Annotated in this window: 24 protein-coding genes; 21 read left to right on the top strand and 3 right to left on the bottom strand. The window is 38.5% G+C overall.

Translation table 11 applies throughout. The features are described from left to right. The first annotated feature begins 86 nt into the window (after positions 1-86). Together aroQ and GJ691_RS15265 are read left to right on the top strand one after the other, a co-directional pair. Complete coding sequence (aroQ, locus tag GJ691_RS15270; RefSeq protein WP_154368394.1) at positions 87-500, top strand: type II 3-dehydroquinate dehydratase; 414 nt, start codon at positions 87-89, stop codon at positions 498-500. A gap of 166 nt (positions 501-666) precedes the next feature. Continuing rightward, on the top strand, positions 667-1,317 hold the full coding sequence (locus tag GJ691_RS15265; RefSeq protein WP_154368392.1) for a peroxiredoxin-like family protein: 651 nt from the start codon (positions 667-669) through the stop codon (positions 1,315-1,317). 709 nt (positions 1,318-2,026) lie between these two features. Here GJ691_RS15265 and GJ691_RS15260 read toward each other — a convergent pair. Further along, the gene (locus tag GJ691_RS15260) at positions 2,027-5,506 is read right to left on the bottom strand and encodes a PPi-type phosphoenolpyruvate carboxykinase family protein (protein ID WP_154368390.1); all 3,480 of its coding nucleotides are present in this window, start codon (positions 5,504-5,506) and stop codon (positions 2,027-2,029) included. Between the two features lie 290 nt (positions 5,507-5,796). Between GJ691_RS15260 and GJ691_RS15255 the strand changes: the two genes are divergently transcribed. From GJ691_RS15255 to GJ691_RS15205, 11 genes are all read left to right on the top strand, one after another. Continuing rightward, positions 5,797-6,144 (top strand): VOC family protein, encoded by a 348-nt coding sequence (locus GJ691_RS15255; RefSeq protein ID WP_154368388.1) that lies wholly within the window; start codon positions 5,797-5,799, stop codon positions 6,142-6,144. 145 nt (positions 6,145-6,289) lie between these two features. After that, entirely contained in the window at positions 6,290-7,093 is an 804-nt protein-coding gene (locus tag GJ691_RS15250) for a helix-turn-helix domain-containing protein (RefSeq protein ID WP_154368386.1), read from the top strand. A gap of 86 nt (positions 7,094-7,179) precedes the next feature. Further along, entirely contained in the window at positions 7,180-7,725 is a 546-nt protein-coding gene (locus tag GJ691_RS15245) for a cupin domain-containing protein (protein ID WP_154368384.1), read from the top strand. A gap of 376 nt (positions 7,726-8,101) precedes the next feature. After that, a complete protein-coding gene (locus GJ691_RS15240; RefSeq protein WP_154368382.1) occupies positions 8,102-8,758 on the top strand; it encodes an HAD family hydrolase in 657 nt (218 codons plus the stop codon). An 11-nt stretch (positions 8,759-8,769) separates the two neighbouring features. Continuing rightward, entirely contained in the window at positions 8,770-9,783 is a 1,014-nt protein-coding gene (gene yiaK / locus GJ691_RS15235; RefSeq protein ID WP_218944462.1) for a 3-dehydro-L-gulonate 2-dehydrogenase, read from the top strand. A gap of 144 nt (positions 9,784-9,927) precedes the next feature. Then, positions 9,928-10,359, top strand: coding sequence for a hypothetical protein (locus GJ691_RS15230; protein ID WP_154368379.1), 432 nt, complete (start codon positions 9,928-9,930; stop codon positions 10,357-10,359). Positions 10,360-10,389: 30 nt separating this feature from the next. After that, positions 10,390-12,648, top strand: a complete 2,259-nt coding sequence (locus tag GJ691_RS15225) for a heparinase II/III family protein (RefSeq protein WP_154368377.1) — start codon at positions 10,390-10,392, stop codon at positions 12,646-12,648. Positions 12,649-12,722: 74 nt separating this feature from the next. Then, on the top strand, positions 12,723-13,937 hold the full coding sequence (locus GJ691_RS15220) for a winged helix-turn-helix domain-containing protein (RefSeq protein WP_154368375.1): 1,215 nt from the start codon (positions 12,723-12,725) through the stop codon (positions 13,935-13,937). A 72-nt stretch (positions 13,938-14,009) separates the two neighbouring features. After that, a complete protein-coding gene (locus GJ691_RS15215; RefSeq protein ID WP_154368373.1) occupies positions 14,010-15,104 on the top strand; it encodes an SGNH/GDSL hydrolase family protein in 1,095 nt (364 codons plus the stop codon). 141 nt (positions 15,105-15,245) lie between these two features. Beyond that, positions 15,246-16,130, top strand: a complete 885-nt coding sequence (locus GJ691_RS15210) for a LysR substrate-binding domain-containing protein (protein WP_154368371.1) — start codon at positions 15,246-15,248, stop codon at positions 16,128-16,130. 74 nt (positions 16,131-16,204) lie between these two features. Further along, positions 16,205-17,125 carry a YeiH family protein gene (locus GJ691_RS15205; RefSeq protein ID WP_154368369.1) on the top strand — a complete coding sequence of 307 codons (921 nt, stop codon included), beginning with the start codon at positions 16,205-16,207 and terminating at the stop codon, positions 17,123-17,125. A 34-nt stretch (positions 17,126-17,159) separates the two neighbouring features. Here GJ691_RS15205 and GJ691_RS15200 read toward each other — a convergent pair whose 3' ends face one another. After that, positions 17,160-17,483 (bottom strand): winged helix-turn-helix transcriptional regulator, encoded by a 324-nt coding sequence (locus GJ691_RS15200; protein ID WP_154368367.1) that lies wholly within the window; start codon positions 17,481-17,483, stop codon positions 17,160-17,162. Positions 17,484-17,620: 137 nt separating this feature from the next. Between GJ691_RS15200 and GJ691_RS15195 the strand changes: the two genes are divergently transcribed. Next, the gene (locus GJ691_RS15195) at positions 17,621-18,622 is read left to right on the top strand and encodes a YhdH/YhfP family quinone oxidoreductase (RefSeq protein WP_154368365.1); all 1,002 of its coding nucleotides are present in this window, start codon (positions 17,621-17,623) and stop codon (positions 18,620-18,622) included. 133 nt (positions 18,623-18,755) lie between these two features. On the opposite strand, the gene GJ691_RS15190 is transcribed toward GJ691_RS15195, so the two are convergent. Continuing rightward, positions 18,756-19,232 carry a Dps family protein gene (locus GJ691_RS15190; RefSeq protein ID WP_154368364.1) on the bottom strand — a complete coding sequence of 159 codons (477 nt, stop codon included), beginning with the start codon at positions 19,230-19,232 and terminating at the stop codon, positions 18,756-18,758. 264 nt (positions 19,233-19,496) lie between these two features. Here GJ691_RS15190 and GJ691_RS15185 point away from each other — a divergent pair, with 264 nt between their 5' ends. The 7 genes from GJ691_RS15185 (at position 19,497) to GJ691_RS15160 (ending at position 24,592) form a co-directional block, all read left to right on the top strand. Then, positions 19,497-21,032, top strand: coding sequence for a serine hydrolase (locus GJ691_RS15185; RefSeq protein ID WP_154368363.1), 1,536 nt, complete (start codon positions 19,497-19,499; stop codon positions 21,030-21,032). Positions 21,033-21,378: 346 nt separating this feature from the next. Next, positions 21,379-21,783 (top strand): DUF134 domain-containing protein, encoded by a 405-nt coding sequence (locus tag GJ691_RS15180; RefSeq protein WP_154368362.1) that lies wholly within the window; start codon positions 21,379-21,381, stop codon positions 21,781-21,783. A 9-nt stretch (positions 21,784-21,792) separates the two neighbouring features. Beyond that, positions 21,793-22,110, top strand: coding sequence for a NifB/NifX family molybdenum-iron cluster-binding protein (locus tag GJ691_RS15175; protein WP_154368361.1), 318 nt, complete (start codon positions 21,793-21,795; stop codon positions 22,108-22,110). 10 nt (positions 22,111-22,120) lie between these two features. Further along, positions 22,121-22,297: a DUF5320 domain-containing protein gene (locus tag GJ691_RS19575; protein WP_179955137.1), complete on the top strand. Its 177-nt coding sequence runs from the start codon at positions 22,121-22,123 to the stop codon at positions 22,295-22,297. A 105-nt stretch (positions 22,298-22,402) separates the two neighbouring features. Then, the gene (locus tag GJ691_RS15170) at positions 22,403-22,768 is read left to right on the top strand and encodes a NifB/NifX family molybdenum-iron cluster-binding protein (RefSeq protein WP_154368360.1); all 366 of its coding nucleotides are present in this window, start codon (positions 22,403-22,405) and stop codon (positions 22,766-22,768) included. A gap of 65 nt (positions 22,769-22,833) precedes the next feature. After that, entirely contained in the window at positions 22,834-23,733 is a 900-nt protein-coding gene (locus tag GJ691_RS15165; RefSeq protein WP_154368359.1) for a nucleotide-binding protein, read from the top strand. Further along, the gene (locus GJ691_RS15160) at positions 23,705-24,592 is read left to right on the top strand and encodes an ATP-binding protein (protein ID WP_154368358.1); all 888 of its coding nucleotides are present in this window, start codon (positions 23,705-23,707) and stop codon (positions 24,590-24,592) included. Before GJ691_RS15165 ends, GJ691_RS15160 begins: the two co-directional genes overlap by 29 nt. The last annotated feature ends 45 nt before the right edge of the window (positions 24,593-24,637 follow it).

Raw genomic sequence — 24,637 nt, 5'->3', positions numbered from 1 at the left:
CTGTAAAACCACGAACGGACTTCGAGTGGTGTGCTGGGGGTGCTGTTACACGTGCCGTAGTAGTATCGAGGCAAAAAGAATTTACAATGAAAATAATGATCATTAATGGGCCCAATCTGAATCTTTTGGGTAAAAGGGAACCTGAAGTATACGGGAGCACCACTTTTGAGGAATATTTTGGTCAATTGCAGGCCAAGTTTAAATCGGTGGAATTGGGATATTACCAATCTAATATCGAGGGGGAGCTTATTAACAAGATCCAGGAAGTAGGTTTTTCATATGATGGTATTATTTTGAATGCAGGGGCCTATACACATACCTCGATAGGTATTGGTGATGCCATTCGGGGCGTTACCACCCCGGTGATCGAAGTGCATATTTCCAATACCTTCGGGCGAGAGGAATTTCGTCATGTATCCTATATTTCACCGGCGGCCAAGGGGGTCATTTTAGGGTTTGGCCTACAGAGTTATGATCTTGCCATTCAGAGTTTTTTGTGAGATGTAAAAGTATTGTCAATAAACCTTTGTAATCCCATCGCGGATATAAGGGATTGATTTATTGTCATATGGATAAGTTACAGGTAAACAGAAAAGGTTGGATTTTTGTTGGGGTAGAGGACAAAGCATTATAACTGAATAACGTATTTACAACTATAATAATTAAATGAAGAAATTAAAAGAACTGACAGAGGCTAAAATTGAATCAGGACGACAAGCTAATCCAGAGTTCATGAGGGGTGTTGATGATATTATTAAACAAGAAAAAGCTTTTGAACAAGGTAAAGATGCTATTAAAATAGGACAGAAAGCTCCTGATTTTGAGTTGCCTAATCCTGAAGGGAAATCAATTTCATTAGATTTTTTATTAAAGAAAGGTCCGGTGGTCATTACTTTTTACAGAGGTAATTGGTGCCCATACTGTAACTTACAACTTAGGGCCTTACAAGCTAGATTAGATGAAATCCATGCTTTAGGTGCTACATTGGTTGCTATTAGTCCTCAAGTACCGGATGGGTCTTTGACAAAGGATGAGATTAGTAAGATGGACTTTATTGTCTTGTCTGACCAAGATGCAAAAGTTGCCATGCAATATGGTGTTGCATGGGAGGTGCCAGAGTTTTTGGCCGAACATATGCGAGTAGATCGTAAGCTTGATTTGGATAAAATAAATAATGGTAACGGTAATGTTTTGCCTATACCCGCAACTTTTATATTAGGACAGGACGGTTTGGTTACATGGCGCTATGTCAATGTTGACTATAGGACTCGTTCAGAGCCCGATGAAATTATCGAGGCTTTGAAAAATTTATCTTAATTGAGTTAAGTTGTTTAATGGGAATGCTTTTTCTTTAACCTTTGGAATAATTCAACGTTATCGATAGCATAGGTTTGTTCTATGTTTTCGAAATAAAATCAATTTCAAAAAAAACTGTGCTAAAAAACAAATAGGCATAATGCAAAGCCAAAATGCCAATCATTAGCCAAACCTGATTTAAGTATTCCTTTAGCTTGTTTTATCGAATAAGGCTGTCAAGACCAGTTTTGTAAATGCGGACAAAGTGGGTTCGTTTACCACTCTTTGCGAACGTTTTTGGGTGAACTTCGGGTATTTTTTCTTGCGGTGAACATTCCATCCCTTCTTGAAATTTCCCCAAGTCAAACTATAATATCTATTCTTTGAATCAATAACCAAACATGCGAACCTACCGTTGTAAAGGATATTAAGAACTAATAAGAGAAACTGACAATTTTCGAAAATTCATTTTTGAAAAAACAAAGTACGGATTCGAATTACTTATGATTTACATAAGTTCGAAGGTAAGTCGAATGTATTTTTTGGTCTTGCTCCACAGACAACTGTTTTTTTAATTAACATTCTTAAAATCAATTTTTATAAGGCTTTTAAAAATAATGAGATCACCCTTCTAACAATTTATTATTCAGGGTTAAAGCTAAAAAAACCACCTCAAAACATGAAAATCTTGAGGTGGTATTTTTATACGTTGGTCTTGATGGTCAAAGACCTATTTCCTACATAAAGGGTCGGCGCCAATAGTGCCTTCCAAACTATCAATATAGGCAGGGGAACTAACATCCTTAAGCGAATTTTCTACATTCATTAAACGGGTTTTCAAGTCCATTTTATCTACCAATAATCCGTTGTTCGGATCAGTGATAAATTCGTCAAGGTAGTTTTTTTGTTTGGTATAGAATTGAATATCCTTCTGTTGTTTCAATTTCAACCTTTCTTTGTACCAATCACTGTTTACGACATATTCCCTTTCAAAATAGCCGCGTAATTCAGGGTCGCTCATTTCCTTTCCTTCATAATGGCCATAAGCCATCATATGCAATAGTATTTTCAAAGGAGGAATCGCAGCATCGATACTGCCGTCCTCAAAATAGCGTAGGGCCACCTTTTGTTGTGCTTCTACGATGTTGTTGATACCATCGACATAATCTTCCATGCCTTGTAATTCGGGTTTCAACATCTTTTCATTGAATACGGCATTTGGTTCATCGAACAAACGGTTTAAACAACGTAAAGAGAAGGTACTCGTAATACGGTAACCCAACCTACTGGCCAATATTTTTTTGCCATTATACTCAAAATCATCGATTTTTTCCAACGAACCATTGGCTATCAAAGCTTTTGGGTCTCTATCCTTAGATTCCATGCGTGCCCAGATTTCAGGGATCAGAAGGCTAATATCATGGTCTACCTTATTATCGGCACCAACATAGCCCGCAGCCGTACTGAATGCATTGGATTCGGTTAAAATATGGGACAGCAAGGCATTGTTCAAGTCCGTTGTCGGGGTCAACATATTAAAAGGACCTTTGGTCAATGCACCTTCGGAACCTGCACCAGTAGTAGAAGGGGATTTACCGGTAAGACTACAGATGAAATCCATGAACAATTCCGGTGTTTCCTGATAATGTATCGGGTTATATACGGCTAATGGCCGTATGCCCGCTTTTTTATCCACGGGATTGTTCCTTCTTCCCGGCAATACCGCATTTACTACATCGATTACGGGGTCTTCTGATTTAACTTTTCTATATAAACGAACGCCTATTTCCCCGAGGTAACTTGCTTCGGTCTCATTAATGAATAGATTACGCTCTAAATAACGTGGGTTTTTGGTAGGTTCACCATCTACGATCCTAGTATGTGAGGGTAAAGCAAAGTATTCTTCATCATTGGGACTCGAGATCACACTTAAGATCAGGTCTTTTACCGGTTGGGTATACTTATCAAAATTGATGGTATCTTCATAGATTTCAAAGGCATCTTTCTTGGTCAATAGTTCGTAATTGGTCAAAAATACATTGTTAGAAACCAAGTCGCGTTCCGCGCCTTCATCATATCCACGAACAATAGCTTCATCAGGTCTTTGGAATAAATGGGACTCACAATTGGCCACTACCTTTAAACTTTTGTTGGGGTATAACGGATTTAAATTTTTAAGCTGATTTCTTGGTATCGTAATCGATGCCGAAATATCATCCTCCATTTGGATTTTTGTCGAAGCGGAGAAGTCAGATCGTAGTTTATTCAACATCCAGCTTCCTTCTTGGTTAAATCCAATACGAACGTAACTACCGACTACCGGATTATCAAAATACCATAATTCAGTTCCTTTTTGTCCGTTAATGATTTGAACGGACATGCAGTCTTTCCAGTTCAACTCTCCGTGATCCTGTCTGTATAACCTTTTTACGAAAAGGACCAAGGATCTGATATGCACTGGAATATTCGAAATAAATTCATTGTACGCGTCATTGTTCTTATCCGATGGTGTCAGTAATTTAACGGCCGACCCTAAAGTTCTACTTTTGTCTAAAAAAGAACGGGAAGGGGGTAGGGAGGGGTCGTAATTTTTCCAACGTGTTGAGTAATTGTACTCAATAATCTCATCGGCCTTTTTAAAGTCCTCATCTATATCTATTACGTTGAACGAATTATAGGTGATGGCGTTCAACATGGATTTTGAAATCTCTGATTTACCTCCACCGGAAACCGTACAAGGTTTGTGGCAAAAAACACCCTCGGGAGAGGTGTTCACGATTCGCCATAAGGAAATCGCTTTATGTTTTTCCAATTTAAACTTATTGCCTGTTGGGTGTATGTAGGTTTTAAGTGGGGATAAGATTAGTTTTTGGGTTTTATTATCGTACGTCCAAGTAATGCTGTTGGTGTTCGTGTTAATGTAAGCATCCTCAGGAATATAGACCAAATTGGGGTACTTTTTATCTATGGCATAATTTGATGGTTGTATTTCTATCCTATCTCCCAGCAGTTCTTTTACATCTTCGAATGTGAACCTATTCCCGAATTTTGCGGAAAAGGCACTACCATCGACAATATCGCCCATGACACCACGCGGGTAAGCTATGGCCCCACCTGAGTGTTCTTCTTCGACCAGACCGAATAAATTAGCGGAATAACTGATCTGTGTTTTTATTTCTTTTTTTGAATAACCGAAATAATTGTCTGCGATAAGGGTTACGACTACCCCTTTGTCATCCCTGCATGTAATTTTGAAGGCACTACCTTCATTGTATAATTCTTTTTCATTTTTCCAACACATTCCGTCATTTCTTTGTCGTTCTGTGGCATCATCAAAATGTGGTAGCCCAACTTCTTTTTTGGTCAATGTTTTCAGTTGAGGCGCAAGAATGATGCAGCCTGTATGTCCCGTCCAATGCTCGGTATCCAAGGCGGCATCGTTTTCTGCCAAATAAGGGTCGCCCGCATTTCCGAAAATGGATTCCACAAAATCCAAATTACTTACTAGGCTTCCTGGGGCAAAAAAACGAACCTCTAAACTCTTTTTGGAAATAACGCCCTTGACCTCAGGGCAGACCATTGGGCGCATTAAGAAAGATACCATTATTTTGGCCTGTTCTTCTTGGTTTGCGGTAAAGGGTAATACCTTTAATTTGTCAGACGGATTAAAGGCAGCCTGTAAAAAATGTTTGAAGGCTATTTTCGGTACTTCTTTTTTATCCAAGGGAACAGGCAGTTGTCCTTCTACAATATGAAAAGTACCTTTTGTGGTCCTCTTATCGTGAATCGGATTGTTTAGAATACCTTGTTTAATACGATAAGAAGAAATATCGTCACTAATGAAGGTATTACCGTTCGGCGGAAGGCTAACTTCCCTGGCATGGCCTTTTTGGTTCAAGACCAATGTATCGTTTGGTAAATTTATAGAGTCGCCTTTCAATTCATCTTTTAAATAATCATTCAAGAATTGTTGGATCCTGGAATCGGCAGGAGAAAGATGGGTTGATAATAATCTTGATTTTTCGCGGAAATTCTGGATCAATCCGTTCGTCAATTCTTGGAATTTCGGATTGCAGAACTTTTCTTCCGCGTTCTCATCATCCTGGTAAATCGGTTGGCCAAGCGCCGATAATTGCAGATTTATATATTGGATCGTATCTTTTCTACTTTGTTTGGTCCGGTCAAGATCTAATGTACCTATTATACTCATTTTGTTAAGAATTTTACTGTGCACTACACTTATAGTCAAAATAAGAATAGGCACGACTATCCTTATCTTTTAGAATAAAAACTAAATTGGTTAACCAATTTTTAAAAATACAAAAATAACCTAATAAAAATGTGTTTTTATACAAAAGTCTTATCTGGAATGGCGTTGAAATATAATTAATCACAAAATTTATTGAACTAAGGGTATTTATAAATAGTTTTATGTGCATCTGCATGTCAAAGCTGTTTTTTAATCAAATTGGTAAAAAGAATTACGTAAAATCTGTGAACATGGAAGCCAAGGACAATCAAATAAATTATATTGAATTCAAAGCTAAGGACCTACAGGAAATAAAGAGGTTTTATAAAGATTCGTTTGAATGGACATTTGTAGATTACGGGGAAACTTATATCGCTTTTTCTGATAGTGGTCTTGAAGGTGGATTTGAAAAAACTGAAAATGAAATAATAAACGGGGCATTGGTTGTTTTGTACCATCATGATTTAGAAAGCATAAAAAGGAAGATCGTAGAGGTTGGGGGCGAGATAACACAGGATGTTTTTTCTTTTCCCGGCGGACGTAGATTTCATTTCAAGGACCCTTCTGGTAATGAATTGGCGGTTTGGTCAGAGAGGTAGTTGCCTTTCATTACCGAATGATGGTAATCTGGGAGGTTGTTCGGATTTGTAATCTATAAATCATTAACTTTAAGCAGGTTCCTGTTCTGGTTCTTAAGAGTGATTTCGTTTTGTGTCACAAATTATACAGGGCAAATACTAAAAAATGAAAGCTGATTCTATCAACATATCACAAATATTGAAAGGGACAACCTTGAAACCAAAGGGCGAACATTATGCCGTTTGTTGGATCAAGGAAAAGGTCAAAATATTGGAAATAGATAAGAGAATATATAAGAATGTCTCAAATTCAATTTTCTTTATTGATCCTAAATATTCTTGGAAAATCGTAAAAAAGGATGGAGTGTCGGCAGCGGGATATATTTTATACCTATCAAAGGAAATCCTTAATGAACCCTTGTTGAACAACTTACATATTAATACGGTAAGGTTGTTCAACTCAGGTGAAATTCCTTTGTTCAAATTAAGTCCTGGTATAGAAAAAAGAACACAATCGATACTGGAAATGATCGATGAACTCTTGGGTTCCCAATTGAACCACAGGGAAGACGCCCTTCTTTCCCTACTGAATACTTTTTTTATTTATTGCGATGGGCAATGCAATATAAAAACGGTGATCACTGATACAAATGCCAAAACGAATATTGTCTATAAGTTCAAGAACTTGGTAGACAAACTTGTATTGGAATACCATGATGTTGGCCATTATGCCCGCCTTCTTAATATTTCACCGAAATACTTGAATGAATGTGTCAAAGAGATTTTGTCGGTAAGTTCAAAGCATGTTATTGTTGAGCAGTTGCTTATGAGATCAAGACATGAGTTAAAGTTTTCTGATAAAAGCATAAAAGAAATCAGCTTTGAATTGGGTTTTTCTTCCCCGGATTATTTTAGCTACTTTTTCAAATCACACACCGGAATCACACCTTCGGTATTGAGAAAGTTGTAAGAGTTCCTAAAATCCACTGTTTTACCGTGGTTTTCACATTGCTTGCCAAAGGGCTAATTTCTAATTTGCCATAAACTAATAGTATTATGGACAGGAAAAATTTTATAAAGACTTCGGGATTAGGTTTGGGACTTACTTTGTTTCCTATTATGGTACAATGCCAAGATGCTGGCGGGAATAGCGAACTTTCAGTGAATATTGGTCCTAAGATCGTTAAGGATGGTGAAGGGGAAACATTCAAGGTGATCGGGGATATACAATCCCATAAGCTAATAGGCGCTGAAACGGGGAACCAAATTGTTGAATGGGTCTCTGATGTAGAACCAGGGGTTGGTATTCCCCCGCATATCCACACCAATGAAGATGAGATATTCAGGGTTGTCAAAGGGCAGGTCGAAATTATGGTAAATGGGGAAACCACTATTTTAAATGAAGGGGATATTGCTTATGCACCTAGGAACTTATCGCACTCTTGGAAAGTAGTTGGGACTGAAAAGGCCAAGTTGATTACTTCCGCTTTTCCTTCGGGAATAGAGTTTATGTTTGCCGAATTGGCAAAACTACCTGCCGGTCCTCCGGATTTTGAAAAGGTATCTGAAATTTGTGGAAAACATGGAATTAGCTTTGTTTAAATAACACACTGGTCAAAATAACTGATGAATTGATCATCGTTTCGTATAAAGCCTCTTATTAAGGGGCTTTATTTTTTAATGCTCCTGAATAGTTAGCGTTCTCTTCTTTCTCCTTAACATCATAAAAGAGGATATATAAACTGATTTTCGTGTTAAATAAGGAAATGGAATCGTTTGATTGGGCATTTGTAATCCCAACCTATGAAATGAAAATTGCACGGGCCACAATAGCGGATAAAATTGTTGCTGATATATTGTTTATTCGAAGCACTGTGCGTACTTTGTATTACGACTTTATTTGAAAAGTGGATAAAAGCCGTACCGATATTATACACAGTGCGTAATCTTAGTTGGGTGTTCGTAATGAATAAAAGGAATGGATAAACAGGCAACAATTTTGAAACCAGATGCTTTGCTGTTCGATATGGATGGTACATTATGGGATGGGGTAAATGCTTATGCCCAGGGATTCAATGATTTTTTCAAGGCCCATGGGATTAAACGAAGTTTTACAAAAAAGGATTTGTTCAAATATATGGGGATGGAAGAAGAGCCTTTTTTAGCATTGATCCTTCCAGAATTCACGGCCGTTGAAAGAAAAACAGTCTACAGGGAAATAATCGAATTACAATATAAACGTATTGAAACTGATGGGGGTGAATTATACGAAGGTGTAAAGGAGGGTTTATCAAAATTGGAGGAAAAGTACAAACTGTTCATAGTAAGTAATTGCCCGGAATTTACGATCCAATACTTTATGGATTGGGCCCATATCGGAGCATATTTTACCGATACCCTGGCCCATGGTATGAATTATAGACCAAAGCATGAAAATATAAAATACCTGATCGGGAAATATAATTTACAATCACCGGTATATATCGGTGATACCGATTCGGACAGAAAGCAATGTGAATTATTGGATATTCCCTTTGGTTTTGTAAGCTATGGCTTTGGGGACACGATGGATTATAATTTACGATTTGATTCATTTGATCAATTGACAAACTATTTTTATACCAATACGGTGTAAACTATTTAAAAATGATTGAGGAAGCCATGCGAATTAAGCCTGAACAAATGCAAGACGTGTTTTACAAACTTTTTGTAAAATATAAATTCGCGGAAGGGAAAGCAGAATTATTGGCCAAGGTCTTCACAGAGAGTACTTTGGTCGGTGTAAATTCCCATGGTATCAACCGGTTGCCCCTTTTTGTTGAATATGTCGAAAAAGGGTTGGTTAAAATTGAGGCCGAAGCGGAAAAAGTGGCAACTTTTGGAAGTTTGGAAAGATGGGACGGCAATTTTGGCGCAGGCATTATCAATGCAACAAAGTGTACGAATAGGGCAATAGAGCTGGCAAAATCACACGGGATGGGATTGGTGGCTTTGCGCAACACGAATCACTGGATGAGGGGTGGTACATACGGAAAACAGGCGGCAGATGCCGATTGCATTTCAATCCTTTTTACGAATACGCAACCGAACATGCCACCTTGGGGAGGTAAAGACAGCCGTATAGGCAATAACCCCCTTGTGATATCAATACCACGGGAACAGGGGCATGTGATTTTGGACATGTCAATTTCCCAATTTGCATTCGGAAAGATCAACGAGTATAGGTTAAGGGGTGAAAAATTGCCTTTTCCTGGAGGTTGGGATGCCAATAATGAACTTTCCAATGATCCTGAAAAGATTTTGACAAAAGAACGTGGATTGCCCATTGGCTATTGGAAAGGTTCCGCACTTTCAATGATTTTAGATATGTTGGCCACTTTATTATCAGCCGGTGACTCTACGTGTAAAATCGGAACAAGGGAATTTGAAACAGGAATTTCCCAAGTGTTCCTATGTATTTACCCAGCGGTTTTTGGTGATAGGAACATACAGGAAAAACTCCTTGAAGAAATCATAGCATATACCCATGATGTTGAACTTATGAATACAGGGGATAAAACGTATTACCCCGGAGAACGGAGTGCAATGACCCGATTAAGGAATTTGAAAGAGGGAATCCCTGTCAATAGTAGTATCTGGAAAAAGGTAATGGCTCTATAAAGAAAAACAAAAAAACGAGACTACCGTTTAGCTTGCGCCAGAGGAGCAATGTTTTTTTGACTTGGATTAGAACTGTGTTTAAACATCTAGAATCGTAGTAGGTAGCAGTAACAATTATTATCTTGCCACTACAAGAAGTAATCAATGACAAAGAGTTTGGAAGCACTAACGATTCAACAAGCGCGAAAATTGGTGTTATTGTCCCAAAGGGTTCCGCCAATAAAACATAAAGGGAGTGCCCTGGATGCAACTTTGCAGACCATTGAACATCTTGGGTATATACAGACCGACACGATATCAGCCGTTCAACGAGCGCACCACTATACCCTGTACAGTCGTAACCCTCGATATAAAAAGACGCACCTTGTAAGGTTTATCGTCGAAAACAGCATGTGTTCAAACTGTGGGGCAGAGGGGAAGAATGGAATTTTATCGAACATTTACAGAATTGTCAATTGGGATATTACTGGAAATACATTTGTCGGGAGCAAGGTTAAATTTGTGGTCCAACTTGGGGGACGAAGTACAATGCGTATCCCAACAATGAAATCAAAAATTCAGGAAAAATATCAGTAAAAAAAATGAAACTTAATTTACACAGTTAATATGAAGCGCTATCAACAACTAGGCCTATTTCTTCTTTTTTTAACCCTTGTTCATTCAAAAGCCAAGGCACAAGCACTACCTGACCAACGTGTGTTGGCAATCGATGAACTTGCCGATTATTTGAGTCCAGATATACAAGAGCTATTACAGGCAAACGGGGAAATAACTGAGAAATCGTTGGCCGCATATTTTCGGGAACGTTTTTCCGAACGGTTCTTTTATGATTATAAAGGGTTCGATGGTCGTATGGAGACCTACAATACGCTTTATGGAAATAAATCTGCGCATAAAGCCAGGGCCATGGACCACTTTAACAAATACCCAGCTACCACAAAGTGGGTATTACCTTTTGACTATCAGAATGGTGGACCGGTAAATGCATATGCGCTACGCCATTTGGCAAGGCAGCACAAAATGGTGGATATTGCATTAACGTATTTCAATGAGGGTAGGGATCCCAAATACATAAAGTATTTTGTAAATCAGATAAAGTCAATGAATAAGGCGTTGGGGTCGGGCGATTATGAAAAAATCGAAGATGGAAATGGTATATATGAGGCCTTTCGTTCCGGGTATCGGATATCCAATTGGCTTTGGATCCATAATATGTTTTTGAGTGAACCGGCCTATACAGATTCAGATCAGTTACAGACGGTTGCAACCTTATTGCAACATGGCCAACATTTATACGAACGCAATGAAGGGTTTGTACCAGGTAATCACCAAACCAAGGGAATGTCAGGTTTAGCCGTTTTATCGATCCTGTTTCGTGATTTTCGAGGTGCCGACAAATGGTACGATAGGGCAATGTTGAGGTTAAGCGAGCATTTGGATAAGGAAATCAATCCGGATGGCTTCCAGTTCGAAAGGTCGGTACATTACCATATGAGCGATATCAGCAATTATTTCTATGTGTACCAATTGGCCCAAATCAATAAGATTACAGTTGCTGAGGCCTGGAAACAAAAACTAAAATCCCTATTCAGTACCTTGGTAAAAATTGCGTATCCGGACAAAAGTGCTCCTGTACTCCAGGATGATACTGAAATCCCATGGGCAGAAAAGAATGACATCTCAGGAGCTATGACACTTGGATATATTTTGTTTAAGGACCCTGAATTTGGATATTTTGCGACGGATAAGGTGGATAAAGGAATGTATTGGTTTTTAAGTAATCCGCAAGTAGAACAATTAAAGGATATTAGAAAGAAGCGACCATCCTACGGATCTCTTGCTTTAGCGGACACCCACTATTACATCATGAGGCAAGGGTGGGAGCCTAATGATAAAATGATGGTAGTCAGTGCCGGATTGGATGCCGATAAACCGGACCACCAACATGGCGATATGTTGGGGATACAGGCGATTGCATACGGACAGGCCGTTTTACCCAACTACCAAGTACGTTATTCCCTTGAAGATTTTGAACTGTTCAAAAATTCTATGGTGAAGAATGTGGCCCTTGTTGACGACGAATTACAGGGCAAGGAATGGACTTCCAATAAAGGAGGGAGTGGATTTGGTAAGTTTAAGGAATTACCTCATCCGAAAGTAATCGCATGGGAAAATAATGATAAGTTCGATTTCTTTGTGGGGAGTCATGATGGGTTCGAGGCAGAGGACGTTGCCTATACAAGGCAGGTTATTTATTCTAAGGATGGATTCTGGATTGTTAAGGACAAATTCCAATCCAAAGACACCCACGAATACAAACAAGTTTGGCAAGGACATTATACTACTGAATTGGCCCCAAAAATCTTAAGGGCCTCTTTTCCAGATGCAACGGGGTGTGATATCCTTCAATTGAACGAGGTGGATACCGTAATGACTTCAGGGGCCCGTGGTAAGAATTGGACAGTGGTTTCCAAAGTAAAGGATGGGGATTTCAACTTCCTGACCATAATTTTTCCATACAAAGGGTATAGCAATCGTATTGATGAAACCAAGCAGCAGGTATTGCTCAATGATTGGTTGGTGAATGAGGGTAAGTGGCAATTAGAAGGATCAGGTTCGAATGTTATCCATAAAGGGGGTGAAGCCTTCCTCTTTGGAATTAGGGAAGTAAAAAGTGACCAGTTTGCCCTTCGTGCTACCCCAGAAACGGACCTCTTTGTTTCTTTACAAGGGAACAAACTCGAAGTGCGGTTGCTGGGGGATTCAAAAGCTACATTAACCTTTAATAAAGGAAAGAAAAACAAAAAAAACGAGACTACCGTTGAGCTTGTACCTGGGGGGCAATGTTTTTTTGACTTGGATTAGAACAGTGTTTAAACATCTGGAATCGTAGTGGGTAGCAGAAACAATTATTATCTTGCCACTACAAGAAGTAATTAATGACAAAGAGTTTGGAAGCACTAACGATTCAGCAAGCACAAAAATTGGTTTTATTGTCCCAAAGGGTTCCGCCAATAAAACATAAAGGGAGTGCCCTGGATGCAACTTTGCAGACCATTGAACACCTTGGGTATATACAGATCGACACGATATCAGCCGTTCAACGAGCGCACCACCATACACTGTACAGTCGTAACCCTCGTTATAAAAAGGTCCACCTTGAAACCTTGATGGGTAAAAGACGAATATTTGAATATTGGTCCCACGCGGCAGCGTATTTACCAATGAAGGATTATCGATTTAGTTTGCCACGAAAACAAGCTATAGCTATTGGAAAGGAAAGCCATTGGTATTCGCGTGATAAGCAATTGATGAAGTCGGTACTTCGAAGGATAGAATCGGAAGGGCCGTTAATGGCCAAGGATTTTGGGCATAAAGGCAAGAAATTGGGGGCTTGGGAAACAAAAACTACCAAACAGGCTTTGGAAAATTTGTACATGCAAGGGGAGCTTATGGTTTCGTCCCGTAAAAATTTTCATAAGGTCTATGATCTTACCGAGCGGGTGTTGCCCGAGCATGTAGACACAACCATGCCCAATGAAGGGGAATACATGAGGTATTTAATCGCAAAATATCTCAGGGCAAACGGTTTGGGGTTGGCTTCTGAGATAACTTATTTGCTTAAGAACACCAAAAAGCAAGTAGCTGTTTCCTTAAAGGAAATGTTATTCAGTGGCGAGTTGAAACAGGTTGAGGTCAACGGGGTTATGTATTATGTTTTACCGGAATCATTAGAGTTGTTGAATAAATCATTGGGGCGTAGTAAACTTAAAATACTATCTCCATTCGATAATCTTCTTATACAACGCAAACGGACAAAAGAACTGTTTGGGTTCGATTATTTGCTCGAATGTTATGTGCCTCAGGCAAAACGGCAATTCGGGTATTTTGTACTTCCGATGTTATGGAACGGTACATTGGTCGCCCGTATGGATTGTAAAGCAGATAGGAAGACTTCCATTTTACAAGTTCATTCGGTTTTTTTGGAACCATCACTAACGAAGATAGATGCTTTCGTTGAGGCCTTTAGTAAGGAGTTGGAATGCTTTATGCACTTCAATGATTGTAAGACCATTCAACTGAAAGTTACAAAGCCTACGAAATTGAAAACATTACTACAAAAAGCAATTGACCATTTGGCTTCTTTGGAGTAACTTGCTATGTAATTAAGATCGTAACCGGTTTTAAGGATTGATCATAAAAATTACTTTCCAATTTACAATAGGATGCTAGCAGGTAAAAGAAGTTTTTTCATAGTACTGGGACTACTGGTGATAGCCGCATGTTCAACAACAAAAAATAGTTTATACGTTGATTATTCAAGTCCTAAATTGGGTTATTCCGGGAGGATCGATACCTTAAAAAGTAAGGCGGTAGGGTTGTATTGGTCGGGGACCTCGATAAAAATGAATTTTAAGGGCAAAGCTATATCCGCAGTATTGGAAGATGAAAAAGGTGATAATTATTTTAACGTGATCGTTGATCATGATGAACCTTTTATTTTACGTCCCGATACGATTAAAAAGACCTATCTTTTGGCATCTGGTTTATCAAAAGGGAAACATAGCATTGAACTTTTTAAAAGAACGGAATGGGATAGGGGAAAAACAATGTTCCATGGTTTTAAGATAGCTGGGCATGCGAACATACTGCCCAAACCCGAATCCTATAATCGCAGAATGGAGTTTTATGGCAATTCCATTACTGCAGGTTATGCAGTAGAGGATTTTTCGGGAGCGGACAGTCCCGATAGTACGTACACGAACAATTACCGCAGTTATGCCCGTTTAACGGCAAAACATTTCAAGGCCGATTATCGATGTATCTGTAAAAGTGGAATTGGGATTACGGTCAGTTGGTTTCCTATGACGATGCCGGAACTTTATGATAGGCTAGATCCAGAAAATGCAGATAGTAAATGGGATTTCTCACTATATACACCCGATATTGTTGTGGTCAATTTATTTCAGAACGATTCCTGGTTGGTTGAAAAACCGGATTTTGAGCAGTTCATTGCTAAATTCGGCACACAACCTCCTACTGAAGACTATATCATAAATACATATTCACAGTTTGTAAAATCGATTAGAAATAAGTACCCCAAAGCGCATATTATTTGTATGCTTGGTAATATGGATGCCACTCAGGAATGCTCTAAATGGCCTTCATATATAGAGCAGGCTGTTTCCAGATTGAATGATTCCAGAATGTACACCCATTTTGTTCCGTACAAAGGTACTCCTGGGCACCCGAGTATATCGGAGCAGGAAGATATGTCAGAAAGTCTTGTTCAATTTATAGATGAGCATATAGATTGGTGAAAAAGGATTCATAGTGTTGGTCAAATGAGTGAGTGGCTTTTATACCGAATTCTTGGGTTTTAGGAGGTGAAACATTAGGGTCAACCGCATGGTTGCCTTGTTGATTAAGGTTCTTTTTCATGTAATTTTGTAATAAAGCCAATGAAAACCAAGTTACACATATTTAAGGTCGTTGCCAACCATCTGAGCTTTACCAAGGCGGCTGAACAGTTGTTCATTTCCCAACCAGCGGTATCCAAGTCTATTCGGAATCTAGAGGAAGAGTATCATGTGACTTTATTCATTAGGAAAAGAAATTCTATTGAGTTGACCAATGACGGTAAGGCTTTTTTGATTTACGTCAATAAAATTTTGGAAATATATTCCCAAATGGAAAATCAGTTTCTACATAAAAATGAGGAATTTCCGGATATGATAAACTTGGGGGTTAGCACAACCTTGGCCAATTATATTATTCCCAAGGTAATTGCGAAGTTCAGGACACAATTCCCGAAAACACATTTTAAGATCACCAGCGGAAATTCAGAAGAAATTGAAGCACTGATATTGAATCAAGAATTGAATTTCGGGATTACGGAAGGCAAGAATACAAATCCAAAATTGCATTTTAAAAAATTCGTGAAAGACGAAATTGTACTGGTGACCAATGCAAAGAACATTACGGGCAAAAAGGATACAATTGATATAAACGTTCTAAAACAAGTACCCATTATTGAGCGGGAAATGGGTTCAGGCACCAAAGAAATATTGCACGAATATTTGAAGAAACATAATATTGGTAAGCTGAATACCGTAGTTACGTTGAACAGTACCGAAGCCATCAAGAATTACCTGCTTCATTCTGATAATTATGCCTTTGTATCAATCCATGCTATTACTGAGGAATTAATGAACAACAAACTTAAAATCATCGATGTTAAGGATTTGGCCATTGAACGGTGGTTCTATTTTGTTTCCCGAACAGGGTTTCAGTCGAGCCATATGGACTTTTTTGAAAAGTATATATTCGATAACTATAACTTTTAGTTATGTTGAATGCTAATTTAACTTGCGGAATAGTTATTTAAAGAGCTTACTTTTGTATCGTTGGTTTTTACGATATGAAAGACATTACATCAAAAATAATTTACATTATTATCGCCATTACTGCGGTTTCGGGGGTAATCAATAGTCCGACAGCTCTATTGCTCGGATTCGTATATACGCTTGTTTTTAGTAACCCGTTTAAGGTATATAGCCATAAGGCCATTCAATATTTTTTGAAAATTGCTGTTGTAGGTCTGGGTTTCGGTATGTTCATCAAAGAAACGTTGGCTGCTGGTAAGGCGGGTTTCAGCTTAACGTTTTTTTCCATTCTCCTTACCATAAGTTTAGGATTACTTTTGTCTAGAGCATTGAAGATAGATTTGAAGTTGGGGCACTTAATAACCTCAGGAACATCTATTTGTGGTGGTAGTGCCATAGCAGCTATATCACCTGTGATAAGGGCAAACGGTAAATCGATAAGTATAGCTTTGGGAGTGGTTTTCTTATTGAATTCGATAGCCCTTCTGGTTTTTCCTTCTATCGGTCATTTACTGCATTTGACCCAAGAACAGTTTGGATTGTGGTGTGCCGTTGCCATACATGATACCAGCTCGGTCGTTGGTGCTGCATTGGAATATGGTGAGGAAGCCTTAAGCATAGCCACAACGGTAAAATTGTCAAGGACATTATGGATTATTCCTTTATCTATTTTCTCAATGTTTATATTTAAGACCAAAGGAGAGAAGATTAAAATTCCGTATTTCATAATCCTATTTATACTGGCGATAGCTATTAATAGTTACCATATTTTGCCCACATCGGCAACAAATATGATTGTACTTTGTTCCAAAAGGTTATTGGTCCTGACCTTGTTTTTGGTAGGCTCAACGATTTCAATTAAAGATTTAAGGTCTACGGGAATAAAACCCATGCTTCTGGCGATATGTCTATGGGTTTTTATTTCAACGTTTTCGTTGCTATACATTATCCATTAATTTTGAACCGTTCAAAAAAGAACAGGTAAAACCGTTACAAAGACTCATCTATCCTTTTTTCAAAAAGGATTCCGCCCCTGAACATTCCCTTTAGATAAGGGTGTATTTCTTTCCCAAGATCGGTTAGGCTATATTCTACCCTTGGTGGAACTTCAGGATATGCTTTGCGATCTATTATGCCATCCTCTTCCAATTCCTTGAGCTGTTTGGTAAGCATACGTTCACTAATATCGGGCAATAATTTAGCCAATTCATTATACCTCTTATCGCCTTGGAAAAGGTGTAGTATAATAGTGGCTTTTCGTTTTCCCTTGACCACATTTATAAACGTATCGATCGGACAATAACTTTTTTTCATTTTTTTTTAGTCTCTAATGTGCTGAAAAGGTTTAATTCGGAACTAAATGTTCGTAAGGGTATAATTTGTAAGTTATTGATAATTAATGCTTTTATGTTGATATTTGCCAAATATAAGAGTTTTTAAATATAATGAAGATGAAGTTAAATAACACTATGTTCAAAGCATTTGTAGTTGAAGAAAAAGATGGAGTTTATATGCGCGATATAAAAACAAGAACAATAGGTGATTTACCGGAAGGGGATGTATTGGTTAAAGTTCATTATTCTGCCCTTAATTATAAAGATGCCTTGTCGGCCAGTGGTAATAAAGGGGTAACGAGAAATTATCCGCATACACCGGGTATTGATGCGGTAGGTGTGGTGGTCGATTCCAACTGCGATACTTTTAGTCCGGATGATAAGGTCATCGTTACCAGTTATGATTTGGGTATGAATACCGATGGTGGCTTTGGTGAATGTATTAGAGTGCCTAAAGAGTGGGTGGTTAAATTGCCGAAAACCCTTGATATGAAAGAAGCAATGATCATTGGTACTGCAGGATTAACGGCCGGAATGTCGATTCTAAGACTTTCGCAATTGGTTAAACCAGAAGATGGTAAAATCGTTGTTTCAGGGGCTACAGGTGGGGTTGGTGCCTTAAGTGTATCCATCTTAAGTAAATTGGGATATACTGTGGTAGCGATAACCGGAAAGGAAACAGAAAGTGAATACCTCTATAAATTAGGGGCAAAAGAAATACTATTGCGTAGTGAAATTGAAAATTTTGATAAGAAACCATTATTAAAGCCATTATTTGCAGGTGGTATAGATACAGTTGGTGGGGTTATTCTAGAGAATATCATCAAAGCGACCCAACCAATGGGAGTGGTAACTTCCTGTGGTAATGTTGCATCGCCGAAATTGGAATTGACGGTATTCCCTTTTATTTTAAGAGGGGTAACCTTAATAGGGATAGATTCACAGGATTATCCGATGGCCTATAGGGAACAGGTATGGAAAAAACTGGCCAAGGATTGGAAACCCGAAACATTGGCGGATACCTGTACTGAAATAACGTTAAATGAATTGAATGAAAAGATAGACCTAATGCTTGCAGGAAAATTAAAAGGAAGAACGGTTTTGAATATGGGGGCTTAGAATGATAATCGTGAAAATTGTTTATGAAGAGGAAGAATGAATTAAGCCCCTTTTTTCAAGGATCAACTGGCAAACAATAAAAAAAGCAAGAGCGTTCCGTTCTTGCTTTTTTTTATGAAAAATGTTCGCTTTCCTAGCTTAAGAATGACTCGAGCATCCAAATGTGTTTTTCTTGGTTAGATATGAAATCGCTCACCAAGTTGGCAGTTGCTTCATCCGAATTTTCACCTGCTTTTTCCAAAATCTCACGCTCTTTGCGCAATAAGTGCTTTAAATTCCCTAAAACAAGGGCAACACCCTCTTCACCCTTAGAGACCTGTTTAGCAACTTCAAGGTTTTTATTGGCTAAATAGTCCTCAAATGTATGTAAGGGACTGGAGCCAATGGCTAAGATGCGTTCCGCAATTTCATCAACCATTTCATCGGCCTCGTTGTACAATTCCTCATACTTTTCGTGCAATAAGAAGAAGTTTCTTCCTTTTATGTTCCAATGCAATCCCCTTAGGTTCATATTGTAAATCTGTACATCGGATAAAAATGCATTTAGTTCTTTTGAAATAGAAATGTTATAATCTTCTGTTTTTACTGATGTTACTTCTAGTGTTTCCATTTGTATTTGTTTTATAAGTGTAAAAGTACTTCCATGCCTAAGTATTATGTGTAACCTTGGTTACTCAGGTCATCATAATTGATTATCTAGGTATTTGTAAAAACTATGCGGATTAGAAACGCTATAAATCAATTCTATTTATACATTTTATTGTACTGTTTCCGGTTTCATTCTAATAAGTTAACTTTAAAACTTTGTAAAATGTTCGCATAATCAAGTAAACCGTTTGCTTACCTTGATTGGGCAATACCTAAATTTTGAAGCATGAAAAAGTTTTTTTACCTCTTTGTTTTTTTCCTGTTCATTTCGGGAAGTATTCATGCCCAAGTTGAAAAGAAAGTGGATCTAAAGGCGTTGGACAACTATTTTGCTAAAATGGTAAAAGATTGGGATGTTCCGGGTGCATCAATAGGTGTCGTTAAGGATGGTGAACTGGTTTTTAAGGGAAATTATGGTGTATTGGAAAAAGGGAAAAAAGGAAAGCCCAATGCCCAGACCTTGTACGCCATCGCTTCAAATTCCAAAGCATTTACTTCGGCCATTATGGGCATGTTGGTTCAGGAAGGTAAATTGGATTGGAACGATAAGGTGAAAAAGTATTTGCCATATTTCGCTATGTATGATGAATGGGTGGCCGAACATATGACGATTAGGGATATTTTAAGTCATCGAGTTGGTTTGGGGACATTTAGTGGGGATAATATATGGTATAAATCAAACCTTACGGCAAAAGAAATCATAGAGAGGATTCAATACGTGCCCCAGGCTTATGAATTTAGGTCGGGTTATGGGTATTCTAACCTTATGTACATTACCGCAGGTGAAATCATCAAGACCATTACCGGTAAAAGTTGGGGGCAAAATGTAAAAGAACGCATTTTAGGACCGTTGGGTATGGATCGTAGTATCTATTCATTGAAAGATTTGGACAGTATGGGTAACTACGCCCAGCCCCATGCCCGAAAAGATGATGAAAACTATGTAATCCCGTGGGTAGATTGGGAATATGTCGGTGCAACGGGCGGACTTGTTTCAAGTGTTGAGGATATTTCTAAATGGATGATTTTCAATTTGAACAATGGTATTCATAACAGTGATACCCTATTGACCAAGGATACGCGGAATATGGTGTGGACACCCCATAATAATTTTAAGGTAGACCATACGACCCAGGATGATTTTGATAGGCATTTTAGTGCTTACGGACTAGGTTGGGGACTCAGTGATTACCATGGTAGAATGCGTGTTGGCCATACCGGTGGATATGACGGATTTATCACTGCCATCAATTTGATTCCTGATGAGAATCTGGGTGTGGTCGTGTTGACCAACGGAGTAAAAAGTCCGATCATGGCAGCAAGTTACTATGCCTTGGATACCTTTTTAGGAATTGAAAACGGTAAGGATTGGTCTACCGACTTGCTGAAAAGGACCAATAATTATGCAGCCTCCGATACCCGTATTGCGGATCGCAAGGCGAAAAGGGTTCTTGGTACCAAACCTTCCATAATACCTGAAAAAATGGCAGGGGAATATACTTCTGACCTATGTGGTAAGATAACTATCCAAGAGGTAAATGGAGTATTTAAATTGATTTTTGAAAACCACCCATTGTTATCCGCATCACTCACGCATTGGCATTATGATGTGTGGGAAATACATTGGGAACACCCACAAGCTTGGTTCAGTTTTGGAACCATTAAATTAAGGACCGACAATAATTTAGAGGTACTCGGTTTTGATTTTGATGTACCTAATGATGATTTCTTTTTTGAGGAATTGAAGCCTTATAAAAAGTAGGTTGTATCCTTAATTTTAAAAGCCCAATAGGTAATTGGGGCAAAAGGTTGTTCAGTAAATAATAGTTGCGTCAAAGTGCAGCTCTTTTCTGGTGCATACATGTTCTTTTATACGTAAATAAGGCTAACACCAATTTTATTAGGCTTCAATCAAATAGCCATTTTGGTCAACCACCAATATTTTATTCCCCAGAATACTTATACCCCCATTTGGTCAATCGTAAATTGTAAATCACAAAGTTTTATGGTCTGTTGGGTTAAAAATAAATTACATTTTATTTTATTATGAGAATATTCTCATTACTTTTGTTGTGTCAATATAGTTAATCAATATTTTATTTGACCATATGTCAAGACCAAAAACATTACGCAAAGTAGTAGCGCCACCAAATTTCAAAGGGTACAGACCTTATGGAACGAATGTGGAACCCACTGACTCCATAGAATTGTTGTATGAAGAATATGAGGCCATTAAGCTTGCTGATTATGATTTAATGAATCATTTGGAGGCATCTAAGCTAATGGGTATTTCTAGACCTACGTTTGCGAGGATATATGAAACGGCACGAAGAAAAATTGCAAAGGCGTTCGTAGAGACCATTGAAATAAAAACCGTTTATGGAGATGCTTTATTGGAAAAGCATTGGTATGTGTGTGAAGAATGCCAAACAAGGTTTACCATACCCAAGACCATAGAGGAGCATGAATGTCCTTTGTGCAAATCTGAACGAATAGAACTATTAAACACTTAGTAAAAGATTATGAAAACGGTAATAACATCATCAGGTGAGAATAATTCAGCTCAATTTGATAAGCGTTTCGGTAGGGCCGCTTGGTTTTGTGTTTTCGATGAAGAAACGAAGGAGTCGATTTTTGTAAAGAACACAAATACGAATGCAAATAATGGTGCAGGAACAAAGGCAGCTGAAAGAATTGTTGACATGAACGTCCAAAAGGTCATTTCCGGTGATTTTGGTCCCAAGGCCAAAGATCTCTTGGATAAATTCAATGTACAAATGGTCATTGTCCAGGACAATGATGTTACCGTGCAGGAAATTATTGAAAAACTCAAAGCGTAAAATAATAATCATGCCTGGATTAAATAGAAAAGGCCCAGAAGGACAAGGTCCTCGCTCGGGCAGGGGATTGGGAAAATGCAATTCCGAAAATGGTTTAAGAGGTTCCGGAAGGGGGCTGGGAAGAAGAAAAGGAATGGGAAGACGATGTGGTTCGCAACACGAAAAACCCATTGATAACGAAGGATGAATCCAGTTAAGAATATTGGAAATTGAACAATGTGGTGCATCCATCACAAAAGAATAAATCTATAAATCAGCCCCCGAAAACAATTCAGGGATTAATACGTAAAAAATGAAAAAAATAGCGATACCAGTTGATGAAACAGGGATGTTGGATGCCCATTTTGGGCACTGCAGATTCTTTATGGTCTTTACAGAGGAAAATGGCCAAATAATTGCCCAAGACAGAATTGTTCCTCCACCGCACGAACCTGGGGTCTTGCCCAAATGGCTTTCTGAAGAAGGTGTTACCGATGTAATTACTGGGGGTATGGGACAAATGGCATTGAACCTATTCAATCAAAGGGGTGTAAATGCTTTTGTTGGTGCCCCCATGGCCTCATCCTTTGATCTAATACAAGGTTTCATGAGCGATTCTTTGAGCTTAACCGCCAATTATTGCGATCATGAACATGAAGAAGGTTGTACTGGCCATTAAATTCGAATGAAACGAACCTGAACCTTTAGGTCAAGGAAGGTTAAAGCTGTACAAAAAACATCAATATGTCCTATAAAATCGCCATAGCAAGTGGTAAAGGTGGTACCGGTAAAACGACCGTTTCGGTAAATCTGTTTAAAAGATTGAATGAGCGTCAGGGAACAAAGGTACAACTGGTAGATTGTGATGTGGAAGAACCCAATGACATCATCTTCTTTTGTGACGCGGAGGTCATCGATGTTCAGGAAGTATCGCAAAAAGTCCCTGAGATAGATAGTGAAAAATGTACTTTTTGCAGAAAGTGCGTAGAGTATTGTGAGTTCAATGCCATTGTGGTTTTACCAACCGTATCGTTTGCTGAAATCAACCCTACATTATGTCATTCATGCGGGGCCTGTTCCGTGGCCTGTGAAGATGATGCCATTATAAAGTATTATAAACCCATAGGTGCGATACATTATTATAAAACGAAGGAAAACAATGGGTTGGCAGAGGGTAAATTGGAAATAGGTTCTACCATGCAGACCAAGTTGATTCGTGAGTTAAAGAAAAAGATTTCGGATCAAAACGATATTATTATTTATGATGCCCCACCTGGCACCAGTTGTCCTGTGGTCGAAACCATTCATGATTCCGATTATTTGATTTTAGTGGCCGAGCCCACATTGTTCGGTCTGCACGATTTAAAATTAATGGTTGCCTTGGTCCGGGAAATAGGCTTGGAGTTCGGTGTGGTGATCAATAAGGTTGGTTTGGGAGATAATGATATTTATGAATACTTGGTAAATGAACATATTGAATTGTTGGGAGAAATACCTTTTAGTAAGGAATATGCAAGTCTTTATGCGGAAGGGGAGATAACAGGGGAAATCCCCGAAACGATTCACCAAAGCTATACCGAAATACTCGATACGTTGAATTTGAAAATGATGCACCATGAAGGAAATCACCATTTTAAGTGGTAAAGGGGGAACAGGGAAGACTTCGATTACAGCTGCCATAGCTTCCGTTGCCGAGAAAACTGTCTTTTGTGATAATGATGTGGACGCAGCCGACCTCCATTTGATTTTTCAACCAGAAATACAGGAAGTTCATCCTTTTAGTAGTGGGTTCAAAGCATCGATAAATACATTGGAATGTACAAGCTGTGGCATTTGCATTGATCATTGCCATTTTGATGCTATTGACTATAATGAGGAAGGTGATCTGGTTATTGATCCCTATCATTGTGAAGGATGCCGGTTATGTGAGCGTACTTGCCCTGAAAATGCCATAAGTTCGGTAAAGGGTAAGAACAATAAGTGGTTCGTGTCAACCTCCCGGTTTGGTGATTTTGTTCATGCGGAAATGGGTCCAGGGGAAGAGAATTCCGGAAAACTTGTAAGTCAGATACGAAAAAAGGCGATGGAGATTGCACAGAATACCCAATCGGAATATATAATAAATGATGGGCCTCCGGGAATAGGTTGTGCAACAATATCTTCCATTTCTGGCAGTAATGCGGTAATCGTGATTATTGAGCCCACATTGTCTGGACTGAACGATGCTCAGCGTTTGGTAGATTTAATTAAGATCTTCAATATTCATACATATGCGGTAATCAACAAATTTGATATCAATATGACCATGACCCAAAAAATTGAACAATATCTTATCTCAAAGAATATTGCATTGTTGGCTAAAATCCCTTTCGATGTTGAAATGGTAAAGTCAATGACCGTGGGTAAAACCATTATTGAATACAACCCGGCTTCAATAATATCCAATCAAATACATGGAATTTGGAATAAGGTAAAAGAAGATCAAGATGTTGTGGTTCACTAAAAAACATTCTAATAAAAACAAGTAATAATAGATTGTCCCCAGCAT

Origin of the sequence: Maribacter luteus, assembly GCF_009674825.1 — a bacterium.
In the GTDB taxonomy this organism is placed as follows: Bacteria; Bacteroidota; Bacteroidia; order Flavobacteriales; family Flavobacteriaceae; genus Maribacter_A; species Maribacter_A luteus.
This window is presented reverse-complemented; position numbering and strand designations above follow the sequence as displayed.